Source organism: Streptomyces sp. NPDC087310, assembly GCF_044744405.1.
Classification (GTDB): Bacteria; Actinomycetota; Actinomycetes; order Streptomycetales; family Streptomycetaceae; genus Streptomyces.
In genome coordinates this window covers 318,663-332,597 of record NZ_JBIUYF010000004.1, presented here as the reverse complement: position 1 = coordinate 332,597, position 13,935 = coordinate 318,663, and the positions used below count along the sequence as shown (strand labels likewise).

Below are 13,935 nucleotides of genomic sequence, written 5' to 3'. Positions count from 1 at the left end.
TGAAGTCGACCACGTGGGCGTCAGCGGCCCGTGTAGTTCGGCGCCTCGACGGTCATCTGGATGTCGTGCGGGTGGCTCTCCTTGAGGCCCGCCGACGTGATCCGTACGAAGCGGCCCTTGCGCTCCATCTCGTCGATGGACGCCGCGCCCACGTACCCCATCGTCTGGCGCAGTCCGCCGACGAGCTGGTGCAGTACGGCGGAGAGGGGGCCGCGGTAGGGGACCTGGCCCTCGATGCCCTCGGGGACGAGCTTGTCGTCGGCGGCGACCTCGGCCTGGAAGTAGCGGTCCTTCGAGAAGGAACGGCCCTGGCCGCGCGACTGCATCGCGCCGAGCGAGCCCATGCCCCGGTACGACTTGAACTGCTTGCCGTTGATGAACTGCAGCTCGCCCGGCGACTCCTCGCACCCGGCGAGCAGGCTGCCCAGCATGACCGTGCTGGCCCCGGCGGCGAGCGCCTTGCCGATGTCGCCGGAGTACTGGAGGCCGCCGTCGCCGATGACCGGGATCCCGGCCGCCTGGCACGCCACGGCCGCCTCGTAGATCGCGGTGACCTGCGGGACGCCGATGCCGGCGACGACCCGGGTCGTACAGATGGAGCCCGGGCCCACGCCGACCTTGACACCGTCCACACCCGCGTCGATCAGCGCCTGGGCGCCGTCCCGGGTGGCGACGTTGCCGCCGATGATGTCGACGGGAACACTCGACTTGATCTTGGACATCCAGCCCAGCGCGTTGCTGTTGTGGCCGTGCGAGGTGTCCACCACGAGGAAGTCGACACCCGCCGCGACCAGCGCCTGGGCGCGCTCCAGCGCCTCCGGGCTGGCGCCGACGGCCGCGCCGACGAGCAGCCTGCCCTCGCCGTCCTTGGCCGCGTTCGGGTACTTCTCGGCCTTGACGAAGTCCTTGACCGTGATCAGGCCCTTGAGGATGCCCGCGTCGTCGACCAGCGGCAGCTTCTCGATCTTGTGACGGCGCAGAAGCTGCATGGCGTCCACGCCGGAGATGCCGACCTTGCCCGTGACCAGCGGCATCGGGGTCATGACCTCGCGCACCTGGCGCGTGCGGTCCGCCTCGAAGGCCATGTCACGGTTGGTGACGATGCCGAGCAGCTTGCCCCCGCGGTCGGTGACCGGGACGCCGCTGATCCGGAACTTGGCGCAGAGCTGGTCCGCCTCGGCGAGCGTCGCGTCCGGGTGGACCGTGATCGGGTCGGTCACCATGCCGGACTCGGAGCGCTTCACCAGGTCGACCTGGTTGGCCTGGTCGGCGATGGAGAGGTTGCGGTGCAGCACCCCGACGCCGCCCTGCCGCGCCATGGCGATCGCCATGCGGGCCTCGGTGACCTTGTCCATCGCCGCGGAGAGCAGCGGGATGTTCACCTTGACGTTCCGCGAGACCAGAGACGCGGTGTCCACCTGGTTCGGCAGCACTTCCGAGGCGCCCGGCAGCAGCAGCACGTCGTCGTATGTCAGCCCGAGCGTCGCGAATTTCTCGGGCACTCCGTCGACGTTTGCAGTCATGACACCTTCCCCAAATGGCCTTGATCGGTGCGGATGTCCATGCTAACGGCCTCTGCGGGCCTCTCATTCCACGCTTGAGATCACCGATCCGGCTTTGTACGTTCGTACGGCAAACGGCCCCGTACGCGCAAACGCGCGCCCCCGCCGCGCCGGGGCGCGTCCGGGGGGCGCGTCCGCTCACTGCTCCGCGAGCGCCCGCAGTCTGCTCAGCGCGCGGTGCTGGGCGACCCGTACCGCTCCCGGGGACATGCCCAGCATCTGCCCGGTCTCCTCCGCGGTGAGCCCGACCGCAACCCGCAGAACCAGCAGCTCGCGCTGGTTCTCCGGCAGGTTGGCCAGCAGTTTCTTGGCCCATTCGGCATCGCTGCTGAGCAGCGCGCGCTCCTCGGGGCCCAGCGAGTCGTCGGGCCGCTCGGGCATCTCGTCGGACGGTACGGCCGTGGATCCGGGGTGCCGCATGGCGGCCCGCTGGAGGTCGGCGACCTTGTGTCCGGCGATGGCGAAGACGAACGCCTCGAAGGGCCGTCCGGTGTCGCGGTAGCGCGGCAGCGCCATGAGCACGGCGACGCAGACCTCCTGCGCGAGGTCCTCGACGAAGTGGCGCGCGTCACCCGGCAGCCGGTTGAGTCTCGTACGGCAGTAGCGCAGCGCGAGCGGGTGTACGCGGGCCAGAAGATCGTGCGTCGCCCGTTCGTCACCGTCGACGGCGCGGTGAACGAGCGCACCAATCACCGTGGGCTCGTCTTCGCGCATCGGTCCATGGTGCCTTGGCGGCTGCTGATCGGTGGCACTGCGTCCGTAGTTGTGCACCGAAGCGTTATGAGCGGGTGCGGCAGAACTCATCTCCTGCGCTCTCCCCTCGCGCTCGTCCGACTCGTCCCCGTGGAAGTCCACATCTCAAGGATGCGGCATAGCGCGGGAAACGGGTGTGTACGGGCGTACGTTGCCTCACCGGGCGCCCGGAACGCACCTCGCCGAGCGCCGCGCATCGCGCCGGAGCACCGGCTCGCCCGCCGTCGGAGACCGCCGGCGGGCGAGTGATCGGGGCCGGTCGTACGTCAGCGGACCAGGCCCCAGCGGAAGCCGAGCGCCACCGCGTGCGCCCGGTCGGAGGCGCCGAGTTTCTTGAAGAGCCGCCGGGCGTGCGTCTTGACCGTGTCCTCCGAAAGGAACAGCTCACGGCCGATCTCGGCGTTGGAGCGGCCGTGGCTCATGCCTTCGAGCACCTGGATCTCGCGTGCCGTGAGCGTCGGCGCGGCGCCCATCTCGGCCGACCTGAGCCGGCGCGGGGCGAGCCGCCAGGTCGGGTCGGCGAGCGCCTGCGTGACCGTCGCGCGCAGTTCGGCGCGCGAGGCGTCCTTGTGCAGATAGCCGCGGGCCCCGGCGGCGACCGCGAGCGCGACCCCGTCCAGATCCTCCGCGACCGTGAGCATGATGATCCGGGCGCCGGGGTCGGCCGAGAGCAGTCGGCGGACGGTCTCGACCCCCCCGAGCCCGGGCATCCGTACGTCCATCAGAATGAGATCCGACCGATCGGCACCCCAGCGGCGGAGGACTTCCTCGCCGTTGGCCGCGGTCGTCACGCGCTCGACACCGGGCACGGTCGCGACCGCGCGGCGAAGCGCCTCTCGGGCAAGCGGGGAGTCGTCGCAGACGAGGACGGATGTCATGACCGTCCTCCGCAGCTAGTGCGCGTCACCTTGAGCCTCCAGGCTGGGTACATATCGTCACCTGTGCGATTGACGCTCTCGGACATGTGCCCGATCGCTCATTCTCTCAATCGCCTCGCACATTCAACGACGGTCACTCGAAAGAGTTACGGGTCCGACGACCGAGTTCGGCACTCCCCGTAAGTGGTCGCACACGGAGGAGAGCGACGGGAAGTCTTCCGGTGTCCGGTCAGAGCTATGCCCCATTTAGCGGCTTTTCTTCACTTTTGCTGGTGTCTGTGGCTAGATTCGCAATGAGTCATATTTACATCTACTTACATAGTAGATGTACGGTCGGGAGCACCGGCGCGGGTACGCGCCGGGCTCGTACCCGGCGTCCAAGCGGCCCGTATCCGCCTCAGCACGGTTTCAAGGGGACATGAGCAATGGCAGATTTCTCCCGCCTTCCCGGACCGAACGCAGATCTGTGGGACTGGCAGCTCCTCGCGGCTTGTCGTGGTGTGGACAGTTCGCTCTTCTTCCACCCGGAGGGGGAAAGGGGCGCGGCACGAAGCGCGCGTGAGAACTCGGCGAAAGAGGTGTGCATGCGGTGCCCGGTCCGCGCGGAGTGCGCGGCGCACGCACTGGCGGTACGGGAGCCGTACGGCGTGTGGGGCGGGCTGACCGAGGACGAGCGTGAGGAGCTGATGGGGCGGGCGCGCACCCGGCTGATCACGGCGCACGCCTCCGCGCCGTCCCCCACGTCGTCGCCCGCATCGACATCGGCTTCCGCGGCCGGGTCGGGTCCGGGCGGGGGCCCGGGGCCCGGGGAGCATCACCATCACCGGGTGGAGTGAACACGGCCTCCCCCTAAGGAAGAAACGTTTCTGCACGCCTCCCGCACCTCTGCGGAGGCGGATTCCCGCGCGCCCGCGATTCAGCGTGAGGCGGCGAGGGCGAGCTGGTCCAGCATGGCCGCGACGGCCGGGACCTGCGCCAGGTCCGGCAGCGTGAGCGCGACGATCTCCCGTTCCACGGACGGCTCGACCGTCAGTGCCCGCACGCCTTCGGTACGGACCGACTCCATCGCCAGCTCCGGCAGCATCGCCACCCCGAGCCCCGCAGCGACCAGCCCGACCACGGCCGGATAGTCGTCGGTCGCGAAGTCGATCCGGGGCGCGAACCCCGCCGCTCCGCAGGCGTCGACGAGTTGGGTACGGCAGCGCGGGCACCCCGCGATCCACGACTCGCCGGCGAACTCACCGAGCGCGGCCCGGTCCGAGTCCGCGAGCCGGTGGTCCTCGGGGACGAGGCCCACGAGCCGGTCCCTCAGCAACGGCCGGACGACCAGGTCGTCCCACTCCGCGGCCGAACCGCCGTACCGGAACGCCAGCGCCACATCGCAGTCGCCGTCCCGCAGCATCGCCGCCGAGCTGGGCGGCTCCGCCTCGACGAGCGAGACACGGGTGCCGGGGTGGGCGGCGCGCAGGGCCGCCAGCGCGGTGGGGACGAGGGTGGAGCTGCCGCTCGGGAAGGAGACCAGCCGGACCCGGCCCGCGCGCAGCCCGGCGATGGCGGCCATCTCCTCCTCCGCGGCGGTGAGCCCGGCGAGGATCCCGGTCGCGTGCCGTACGAGCGCTTCACCCGCCTGGGTCAACCGCGTCTCGCGCCCCGTCCGGACGATCAGCGGCGTCCGCGCGGAGGATTCGAGCGCCTTCATCTGCTGGCTGACGGCCGGCTGCGTACACCCCAGCTCGCGCGCGGCGGCCGAGAAGGAGCCGGTGGCGGCCACGGCGCGCAGCACGCGGAGATGGCGGGCCTCGATCATTCCTCGCATGTCACGAATATAAGTGATCCTTGGGGGTATCGATCAGAATTGAGTGGATCGCTTGAGTGGGGGGTGGTTAGCGTGTGGGGCATGAAGCTTCTGACCGTGAATGTGGGGCGGCCGAAGGCCGTGGAGTACACGGACGCGCCCGGCGGTGCCACGGGGATCGACAAGCGCCCGACCGAGGGTCCCGTCCGGGTGGCCGACCCGGGTCCCAAGGGGGAAGGCGCGAGCGGGCTCTCCGGGGACACGGTCGGCGATCTGCGTCATCACGGCGGCAGCGACCAGGCGGTGTACGCGTTCGCGCGGGAGGATCTCGACTTCTGGGAGCGCGAGTTGGGGCGGCCGATCCCCAACGGCACCTTCGGCGAGAATCTGACGACGTCCGGCCTCGACATCACGGGCGCGCGGATCGGGGAGCGCTGGCGGATCGGTTCCGAGGTGGTGCTGGAGACGACGAGCGGGCGGATTCCGTGCCGTACGTTCCAGTCCTGGCTGGGCGAGAAGGGCTGGGTCAGGCGGTTCACGCGGGAGGCGGTGACGGGCGCCTATCTGCGGGTCATCACTCCGGGCGAGATCCGCGCGGGTGACCCGATCGAGGTGGTCCACCGACCGGACCACGAGGTGACGGTGAGCCTGGCGTTCCGGGCGGTCACGACGGAGCGTGAGCTGCTGCCGCGCATCCTCGCGGCCGGGGAGGCGCTGCACGGGGAGGAGTTGAGAACCGCGCGGGAGTATGTGGAGAAGCACGGCGGGCGCGGGTAGGTCCGATCGTCGTCCGGCCGGGGCGGGCCGGGGTGGGGCGGCCGGATCTGGACAGGGCCCGGGCCACCGCGGCGCAGGCACTACCGTGCGCGTATGACGACTGCTCTGATTACGGGCTCGACGGCGGGCATCGGCGCCGCCTTCGCGCGGCGGCTGGCGGCGGACGGGCACAATCTCGTGCTCGTGGCCCGCGACACCGAGCGCCTGCGTGACCAGGCCACCGAACTGCACGACCTGCACGGCATCGAGGCCGAGGTGCTGACCGCCGACCTGTCCACGGACGCCGGGATCGAGGCAGTGGAGAAGCGGCTCTCTGACCGCAGACACGCGGTGGATCTGCTGGTCAACAACGCGGGCTTCGGGAACAAGGGCCGTTTCCTCGACGTCTCGATGGCCGACGAGCTGACGATGCTGAAGGTGCACTGCGAGGCGGTGCTGCGGCTGACGTCGGCCGGGGTCAGCGGCATGAAGACGCGCGGGCGGGGCGGGGTCGTCAATGTGTCGTCGGTCGCCGCGTTCGTGCCGCGCGGGACGTACGGCGCGTCGAAGGCGTGGGTCGTGCAGTTCACCCAGGGCGTGGCGCGGGATCTGACGGGGACGGGGGTACGGCTGATGGCGCTGTGCCCCGGTTTCGTACGGACCGAGTTCCATGACCGGGCCGGGATGGGCACGGACAACATCCCGGGGTGGATGTGGCTGGACGCGGACAAGCTGGTGACGGCCGCGCTGGCGGATCTGGCGCGCGGGAAGACCGTGTCCGTACCGGATCCGCGGTACAAGGCGCTGATGGGCATGGTCAAACTGGCCCCGCGCGGGCTGCTCGGCGGGGTCACCTCGAAGACGGGGCGCAAGTACGGCCCGCAGTAACGCGCGGCACCGAAGCACACCGAAACACGAAGCGACACCGCGGCGACAGCGAGGCCCGGCACCCCTCCAGGGGTACCGGGCCCGGCTGCTTCTCGCGCGGAAGCGGCGGCGGTTCGGCCGACCGCGACGCGAACCTCAGTGGCTGTGGCCGTGGCCGCCGTGGCCGGCGTCGGCCTCTTCCTCGGCCGGCTTCTCGACGACCAGGGTCTCGGTCGTGAGCAGCAGCGCGGCGATGGAAGCGGCGTTCTCCAGGGCGGAGCGCGTGACCTTGACCGGGTCGATGACGCCGGCCTTCACCAGGTCGACGTACTCGCCGGTGGAGGCGTTGAAGCCGTGGCCCTTGTCCAGCTCCGCCACCTTCGAGGTGATGACGTAGCCCTCAAGACCGGCGTTCTCGGCGATCCAGCGCAGCGGCTCGACGACGGCGCGGCGGACGACCGCGACACCGGTGGCCTCGTCGCCCTCCTTGCCGAGGTTGCCCTCCAGCACCTTGGCGGCGTGCACCAGAGCGGAGCCACCACCGGAGACGATGCCCTCCTCGACCGCGGCGCGGGTCGCGGAGATGGCGTCCTCCAGACGGTGCTTCTTCTCCTTCAGCTCCACCTCGGTGGCGGCGCCGACGCGGATCACGCACACGCCGCCGGCCAGCTTCGCGAGGCGCTCCTGGAGCTTCTCGCGGTCCCAGTCGGAGTCCGTGGACTCGATCTCGGCCTTGATCTGGTTGACACGGCCGGTGATCTCGTCGGCGGCACCCGCACCGTCGACGATGGTCGTGTCGTCCTTGGTGACGGTCACGCGGCGGGCGGAGCCCAGCACGTCCAGACCGGCCTGGTCGAGCTTGAGGCCGACCTCCTCGGCGATGACGGTCGCACCGGTGAGGGTGGCGATGTCGCCGAGCATGGCCTTGCGGCGGTCACCGAAGCCGGGGGCCTTGACCGCGACCGCGTTGAACGTGCCGCGGATCTTGTTGACGACGAGGGTGGAGAGCGCCTCGCCCTCGACATCCTCGGCGATGATCAGCAGCGGCTTGGAGCTGCCGCCCTGGATGACCTTCTCCAGCAGCGGGAGCAGGTCCTGGATCGAGCCGATCTTGCCCTGGTGGATCAGGATGTACGGGTCGTCGAGGACGGCCTCCATACGCTCCTGGTCGGTCACCATGTAGGGGGACAGGTAGCCCTTGTCGAAGGCCATGCCCTCGGTGAAGTCCAGCTCCAGGCCGAAGGTGTTGGACTCCTCGACGGTGATGACACCGTCCTTGCCGACCTTGTCCATCGCCTCGGCGATGAGCTCGCCGACCTGCTCGTCCTGCGCGGAGAGCGCGGCGACGGCGGCGATGTCGGACTTGTCGTCGATCGGGCGGGCGGTCGCGAGCAGCTCGTCGGAGACGGCCTTGACCGCGGCGTCGATGCCCTTCTTCAGGGAGGCCGGGGAAGCGCCCGCGGCGACGTTGCGCAGGCCCTCGCGGACCAGCGCCTGGGCCAGCACGGTGGCGGTGGTGGTGCCGTCACCCGCGATGTCGTTGGTCTTGGTCGCCACCTCCTTCACGAGCTGGGCACCCAGGTTCTCGTACGGGTCGTCGAGCTCGACCTCGCGAGCGATCGTGACACCGTCGTTGGTGATGGTGGGGGCGCCGAACTTCTTGTCGATGACGACGTTGCGGCCCTTGGGGCCGATCGTCACCTTCACCGTGTCGGCAAGCTTGTTGACGCCGCGCTCAAGGGCGCGACGGGCGTCCTCGTCGAACTTCAGGATCTTCGCCATGGGAGCTTCTCTGTCCTCTCAAATGAGCTGCGCCCCTGTCCACCCGGCATTCGCAGGGGGGCCAGGGGCGCAGCTCAAAAGCAAAAGTAAATCTTGGGTGAGTTACTTCTCGATGATCGCGAGCACGTCGCGAGCCGAGAGGACGAGGTACTCCTCGCCGCTGTACTTCACCTCGGTGCCGCCGTACTTGCTGTACAGAACGACATCGCCGACGGAAACGTCGAGCGGAAGCCGCTCGCCGTTCTCGAAACGGCCCGGGCCCACAGCCAGGACGACGCCCTCCTGGGGCTTCTCCTTGGCGGTGTCCGGGATAACCAGGCCAGAGGCCGTGGTCTGCTCGGCGTCGAGCGGCTGGACCACAATGCGGTCCTCGAGCGGCTTGATGGCAACCTTGGTGCTGGCGGTCGTCACGATCCGACCTCCCCCTTCGGAGATCTCACGGGGTTAACTGTCTGAGGGTGGCGACCAGATGGACCCGTCGTCGCGGGTGCCGGATCCGTCAGTCGCGCTTTGGCACTCTCCAGTGGGGAGTGCCAGACCTGACACTATGGCCGCGATTAGCACTCGGTCAAGCGGAGTGCCAATACGGATGCTCGCGGCGCGCCCTCACGACAGGGAAACGCGAGCAGAAGGGGCATGGTTCCGCACGCGGGTACGGACCTGGACAGCACGTACGACGCGGCGCGTACGACACGGCTCGTACGACACAGCACGTACGACGCGGCGTTCACGGGTCAGTCGGTATCGGTACGGAGCGCCTCCCGGGCCGACGCCCCATGAGCCGCCTCGTGAGCCGCTCCGTGAGCCACGCCGTGGACCGCCCCCGGGGCCGCCCCCGAGTCCGCCGCGCGGGCCAGCCGCGCCGCACCCCGGCACTTCGCCGTCCGCGCCCCCGTCCGTCCCGGCGGCGCGGGGCGCCCGCAGTCACGGCGTACGACAACGGCGCGCGAGACCGGCTCCGGCGCCCCCGGCGCCTCCCGGACCCCCGGGCCGACCCGCTGCGCCGCCTTGCGCCCGAGCCGTTCGATGGGGTCCACCGACTGCGCACAGCCGGCGGTGAGGAGCGCACCGGCCGCCAGCACTCCGGCCAGCAGCCGGTGCCCGGGTCTCATACGTAGTCCTCCAGCCTGGCCACGGCGTACCCCTTGTCCGTGATCACCTTCATCGCGTGCCGGATCATGTCGGGCATGGTGCCCTTCCAGTCCTCGCGGCCACGGAAGTGCGTGAGCACGATGTCGCCGGGGTGCAGGTCCCGGTCCCACTCGCGCCACTCCATGTGGTCGGGGTACGCCTCGGCGGTCCAGAGCGGTACGGCCCGCGCACCGCAGCTCTTGGCGGCACGCAGCGTGTCGTGGTTGTAGTTGCCGTACGGCGGCCGGAAGAGCGTGGGGCGCTTTCCGTACCGCTTCTCCAGCTTGTCCTGCTGGTCGCAGATCTCGGTACGCTGCTCCTCGTAGGAGAGTCCGGGCAGGTAGGGGTGGTTGAGCGTGTGGTTCTGGATGGTGACCCCACGGTCCTGCATCTGCTTGAAGTACCCGTAGTTGTCGTTGATGACGTAGTCGCTGAGGAAGGCGGTGTACGGGATCTTCAGCTCGGTCATCATCCGCAGCAGGTCGGGGTCCTTCTCCGAACCGTCGTCCATCGTCAGGAAGACGACCCGGTCCTTGACCGGGACCGTGGTGAAGACGGGGGGCAGGTTCTCGCCCTCCTCCTCGTCCTCGATCTCGAAGCCCTTCCGGTTGGTGATCTCCGGCTTGACGGCGGGCGCGGGGGGCGCGGCCAGGGGCGTACTGGCGAGCCCCCACTTCTTCGCCGCGACGGCGCGCGCGGCCTGCGTACGGCGCGTCTGCTCGGCATACGAGAGCGTCCCCGCGCCGCCCTCCCGCTGACCGTCGGGCGCGCCGGGCGCCGCCTTGCCGTGCTCGCCGTGGTCGCCGGGCCGGCCGTGCGCCGCCGTGGCTCCCGGCTCACCGGCCCCGGAGGCGCAGCCCGAGCCGACCGCGGCGACGAGCAGCGTCGCCAGGGCTGCGGCGCACCGTCTTCCGCGCCGGGACCCGGTGTTCCGGGGCGCCCCCGTGGCAACTCGCGCCCCAACTACTTCCTTTTGTTCCTTTTGTCTTACTAGCTGCATGGCGCCGCATCCTGTCAGCGCGCGGCGCCTCCGCCCGGCCGACAGCGCCGCCCGACGCACACCAACCCCCCGCCTGGCCCACAATGGACCGGATGACCGACCGCGCCCCCTCCCCCGCCACCGCCTCGCCGCTCGCGCCCCTGCTCTCCCCCGAGGGCCAGGCCCTCCTCGCCGAGCTGCGCGACCACGACCCCGCAGGGGAACTCGCCCTCGCGACCCGGCTGCGCCGCGACCACCCGGCCGAGCTGGTCTCGGCGGCGCTGGCCCAGGCGCGGCTGCGCCAGCGCGCGGTGGCCAAGTTCGGCGCGGCGGACGCGTACCGCATGTACTTCACGCCCAACGGCGTCGAACAGGCCACGCGCGGCTCCGTCGCCGCCTACCGGGCGGCCAGGTTCCGTACCCTCGCGGCACCGGGGAACGGGGACGACGCGCCCCGGATCACGGACCTCTGCTGCGGCATCGGCGGCGACGCGATCGAGCTGGCGCGCGCGGGCTTCGCCGTCCGTGCCGTCGATCTCGACCCGGTGACCTGCGAGATGGCCCGTACGAACGTGACCACCCTGGCCCCCGGCGGACCGCCGGTGACCGTGACCCGCGCGGACGTCCTGGAGTACGACCTGACCGCGGCCGGAACCCTCTTCATCGACCCGGCACGGCGCGGCGGCCGGGGCAGGATCTTCGACCCGGAGGCGTACTCGCCGCCGCTGTCCTGGGCGGTCGAGGCGGTACGGCGGGTGGGCGCGGGCGCGATCAAGATCGCGCCAGGCATCCCGCACGAGTTGGTCCCGGACGACTTCGAGGCGGAGTGGATCTCGGACGGCGGCGATGTGAAGGAGGCGGTGCTCTGGTACGCGGGCGACCGAGCCCCGACAGCGCCGGCAGCCCCGACGGCACCGGCAGCACCGACGGCACCAGCAGCACCGACGGCACCCACCGCAACATCCGTCGCCCCGGTCACTCCCGGCACCCGCCGCGCCACCCTCCTCTCCCCACGCACCACCCCAGCCTCCCCCACCACCCTCGCGGGACGCGGCCTGCCCGACCCGCCCGTCCGCGCGGTCGGCCGTTTCCTGTACGAACCGGACGGCGCCGTCATCCGCGCGCACCTCGTCGCCGAGGTCGCCGAGGAGCTGGACGGGGGCCTGATCGACGAGACGATCGCGTACATCACCGCCGACGAACCACGCCCCACCCCGTACGCCACCGCCTACGAGATCACCGACGAACTCCCCTTCAACCTCAAGAAGCTCAAGGCGCTGCTGCGCGCCCGCGAGGTCGGCGTCCTGACGGTGAAGAAGCGCGGCTCGGCAGTGGAACCGGAAGAACTGCGCCGCCGCCTCAAACTCAAGGGCCCGCACGCCACGACGGTCTTCCTGACCCGCGTGTCCGGCGCTCCGACGATGCTCCTGGGCCACCCGGTCTCCGCTTAAGCCCCCATCGCGGTGACGCTCCAGGACGTTGCCCTGTTGCGTTGCCCTGTGTCGCCGTGCTCGCGGTCTCGTTCCGCGGCCCGCGCCCGTCAGCCGAGGTCCGTCAGTTCGTCCGCGTAGATCTGGGAGAGCGGCTGGGGGCCGACGTACTGCTGGCAGTTGCACTGTCTGAGTTCGTACCGCAGCGGCTTCTTGTTCTCGTCCCACTCCGTCGGGACCTCGACGTCCTCGTGGCACTTGCCCTGGCGGTCATGTTTCGCCAGATGGTGTGAGCAGCCGCAGACGGGCTCCGGGAGCTTCTGGGCCTCTTCCAGCGCCTGGCGCTCGGCCTGGCGCTCGCCCTCCGCCAGCTTGAAGCGTTCGATTTTTCGTTCGTGCCGGGTCTTGAGCGCGGTCCGGCCTGTATCGGCCACCCAGCCGAACCCGCCCACGATGAAGAAGACGAAAATCCACCAAAGCCAGTCCATCCGCCGCCCCTTACCCCTGAATGGCGCATGCGTTCCCTCCTCAGGATAGGACCGTCGGCGTAGGAACCGCCTCAGCGATGCGAGCCGCCGCCCCTGCGGGCCGGGACCGGCTGGTGGAACTGCGCTGACCAGCGGCGCTGCGCGAGCGCCTGAGTGAGGCCGAGAATTCCAATGAGCAGGACCGTGCCCCCGAGCCCGACCTGGTACGTCGTGCCGCTCACCTTCGACGTCCTCTCCGACGCCTCGGCCAGGGCGATCCCCACCAGGCCCACCCCCGCCAGACAGAGCGCCACCGACGGCAGGAGCCACAGCACCGACCTGCGGTGCGACAGGGACTGCGCCTCGCCCACGGGCGCGGGGTCGAGGTCCGCCCACTCCTCCAGCCGCAGCCGTATGACGCGGCCCTTCCGCAGCCAGAATCCGAGGGCGATCGCCGCGGGCACCAGCAGGATCGCCGCGAGGACCAGGGCCACGATTCCGCCCACGGGGTCGAAGCCGCCCTCGCCGAAGCTCTGGATGGCCAGCCCGACCGACGCCCAGCCCAGCACGGCGACCGCCCCCAGCAGCCACAGCAGCAACAGCCGCGCGATCCCCAGACCGCGTCTGCTCAGCTCCGCCAGGGCCATGGACCGGTCGGCGAGGCGTGCCGCTTCGTCGGGCCAGGCGCGCAGTTCCTCGGACGGCGGGGGTGGCGGCAGGGGGCGGCGGGGGATCATGCGGCAGAGGGTAGCGGGGCGGTGTGGGGGCGCTCCGTCCGGGAGCCGGTTCGGCCGGGATGCCCTGTGGTCACAGGCGTCGTGGCGCTCTTAAGTCCGGTGCGGGCCGGGGCGTACGGCGGTAGCGTCGGCCTCTCCGCCTGCGTGAGCCCGTACGTCCCGTACCGGCTCAACTCCGTACGAGCTCAAGTCCGTACGTCCGTACCTCCGTACCTCCGCACGTCCCCACGTCCCTCTGTCCGTGACCGCGACGGGAGCCGCCATGACCTCAGCCACCGAACGCACCGTCCCGCCCGCCACCGCCGGCGAGCGCGAGATGCTGCGCGGCTATCTCGACTTCCACCGCGCGACCCTCGTCCTGAAGACGGACGGCCTCTCCGACGAGGAGCTGCGCCGCTGTTCGACGCCGCCCTCCACGCTCTCCCTGCTCGGTCTGGTCCGGCACATGGCGGAGGTGGAACGCGCCTGGTTCCGCCGTGTGATCAACGAGGAGGACGTCCCGCTCGTCTGGTCGGCCGAGGGCGACTTCCAGGTGGCGTACGACGCGCGTACGGCCACCCGCGAGGAGGCGTTCGCCGCCTGGCGTACGGAGGTGGAGCACGCCCGCCGGATCGAGGCGGCGGCCGAGTCGCTGGACGTCGCGGTCTACGCGCCGCGCGCGGAGCAGGAGGTGTCGCTGCGGATGGTGATGCTGCACCTCATCCACGAGTACGCCCGCCACAACGGCCACGCCGATCTCCTCCGCGAGGCCATCGACGGCTCGGTGGGCGTCTGACCTCGGACCTCGCGGTGGGCGTC

Annotated in this window: 15 protein-coding genes; 5 read left to right on the top strand and 10 right to left on the bottom strand. The window is 70.6% G+C overall.

Going from position 1 to position 13,935, the window contains the following annotated elements; genetic code table 11:
* Positions 1-20: 20 nt before the first annotated feature.
* The 3 genes from guaB to ACIO3P_RS16685 form a co-directional block, all read right to left on the bottom strand.
* Positions 21-1,523: an IMP dehydrogenase gene (gene guaB, locus ACIO3P_RS16695; protein WP_329828702.1), complete on the bottom strand. Its 1,503-nt coding sequence runs from the start codon at positions 1,521-1,523 to the stop codon at positions 21-23.
* A gap of 177 nt (positions 1,524-1,700) precedes the next feature.
* Positions 1,701-2,276, bottom strand: a complete 576-nt coding sequence (locus ACIO3P_RS16690) for a sigma-70 family RNA polymerase sigma factor (RefSeq protein ID WP_329828701.1) — start codon at positions 2,274-2,276, stop codon at positions 1,701-1,703.
* Between the two features lie 305 nt (positions 2,277-2,581).
* Positions 2,582-3,193 (bottom strand): response regulator transcription factor, encoded by a 612-nt coding sequence (locus ACIO3P_RS16685; protein ID WP_003948568.1) that lies wholly within the window; start codon positions 3,191-3,193, stop codon positions 2,582-2,584.
* 425 nt (positions 3,194-3,618) lie between these two features.
* Here ACIO3P_RS16685 and ACIO3P_RS16680 point away from each other — a divergent pair, with 425 nt between their 5' ends.
* Positions 3,619-4,029, top strand: a complete 411-nt coding sequence (locus ACIO3P_RS16680; protein WP_329828700.1) for a WhiB family transcriptional regulator — start codon at positions 3,619-3,621, stop codon at positions 4,027-4,029.
* An 80-nt stretch (positions 4,030-4,109) separates the two neighbouring features.
* Here the strand turns inward: ACIO3P_RS16680 and ACIO3P_RS16675 are convergent, their stop codons facing one another.
* Positions 4,110-5,000: a LysR family transcriptional regulator gene (locus ACIO3P_RS16675; protein WP_329829652.1), complete on the bottom strand. Its 891-nt coding sequence runs from the start codon at positions 4,998-5,000 to the stop codon at positions 4,110-4,112.
* Positions 5,001-5,090: 90 nt separating this feature from the next.
* Between ACIO3P_RS16675 and ACIO3P_RS16670 the strand changes: the two genes are divergently transcribed.
* Positions 5,091-5,765 (top strand): MOSC domain-containing protein, encoded by a 675-nt coding sequence (locus ACIO3P_RS16670; protein WP_401854632.1) that lies wholly within the window; start codon positions 5,091-5,093, stop codon positions 5,763-5,765.
* 93 nt (positions 5,766-5,858) lie between these two features.
* Positions 5,859-6,632, top strand: coding sequence for an SDR family NAD(P)-dependent oxidoreductase (locus ACIO3P_RS16665; RefSeq protein WP_399290388.1), 774 nt, complete (start codon positions 5,859-5,861; stop codon positions 6,630-6,632).
* Between the two features lie 135 nt (positions 6,633-6,767).
* Here ACIO3P_RS16665 and groL read toward each other — a convergent pair whose 3' ends face one another.
* From groL to ACIO3P_RS16645, 4 genes are all read right to left on the bottom strand, one after another.
* On the bottom strand, positions 6,768-8,393 hold the full coding sequence (gene groL / locus ACIO3P_RS16660) for a chaperonin GroEL (RefSeq protein ID WP_329828696.1): 1,626 nt from the start codon (positions 8,391-8,393) through the stop codon (positions 6,768-6,770).
* Positions 8,394-8,495: 102 nt separating this feature from the next.
* Positions 8,496-8,804, bottom strand: a complete 309-nt coding sequence (gene groES / locus ACIO3P_RS16655) for a co-chaperone GroES (protein ID WP_023539274.1) — start codon at positions 8,802-8,804, stop codon at positions 8,496-8,498.
* A 323-nt stretch (positions 8,805-9,127) separates the two neighbouring features.
* On the bottom strand, positions 9,128-9,505 hold the full coding sequence (locus ACIO3P_RS16650; RefSeq protein WP_401854635.1) for a hypothetical protein: 378 nt from the start codon (positions 9,503-9,505) through the stop codon (positions 9,128-9,130).
* Complete coding sequence (locus tag ACIO3P_RS16645) at positions 9,502-10,524, bottom strand: polysaccharide deacetylase family protein (RefSeq protein ID WP_401854637.1); 1,023 nt, start codon at positions 10,522-10,524, stop codon at positions 9,502-9,504. Before ACIO3P_RS16645 ends, ACIO3P_RS16650 begins: the two co-directional genes overlap by 4 nt.
* An 83-nt stretch (positions 10,525-10,607) precedes the next feature.
* Here ACIO3P_RS16645 and ACIO3P_RS16640 point away from each other — a divergent pair, with 83 nt between their 5' ends.
* The gene (locus ACIO3P_RS16640; protein ID WP_401854639.1) at positions 10,608-11,954 is read left to right on the top strand and encodes an SAM-dependent methyltransferase; all 1,347 of its coding nucleotides are present in this window, start codon (positions 10,608-10,610) and stop codon (positions 11,952-11,954) included.
* Positions 11,955-12,043: 89 nt separating this feature from the next.
* Here ACIO3P_RS16640 and ACIO3P_RS16635 read toward each other — a convergent pair whose 3' ends face one another.
* Both ACIO3P_RS16635 and ACIO3P_RS16630 read right to left on the bottom strand, forming a co-directional pair.
* Positions 12,044-12,421 (bottom strand): hypothetical protein, encoded by a 378-nt coding sequence (locus ACIO3P_RS16635; protein WP_329828692.1) that lies wholly within the window; start codon positions 12,419-12,421, stop codon positions 12,044-12,046.
* Positions 12,422-12,492: 71 nt separating this feature from the next.
* Entirely contained in the window at positions 12,493-13,137 is a 645-nt protein-coding gene (locus ACIO3P_RS16630; RefSeq protein ID WP_329828690.1) for a hypothetical protein, read from the bottom strand.
* Positions 13,138-13,399: 262 nt separating this feature from the next.
* Between ACIO3P_RS16630 and ACIO3P_RS16625 the strand changes: the two genes are divergently transcribed.
* Entirely contained in the window at positions 13,400-13,912 is a 513-nt protein-coding gene (locus tag ACIO3P_RS16625) for a DinB family protein (RefSeq protein WP_401854641.1), read from the top strand.
* Positions 13,913-13,935: the final 23 nt, after the last annotated feature.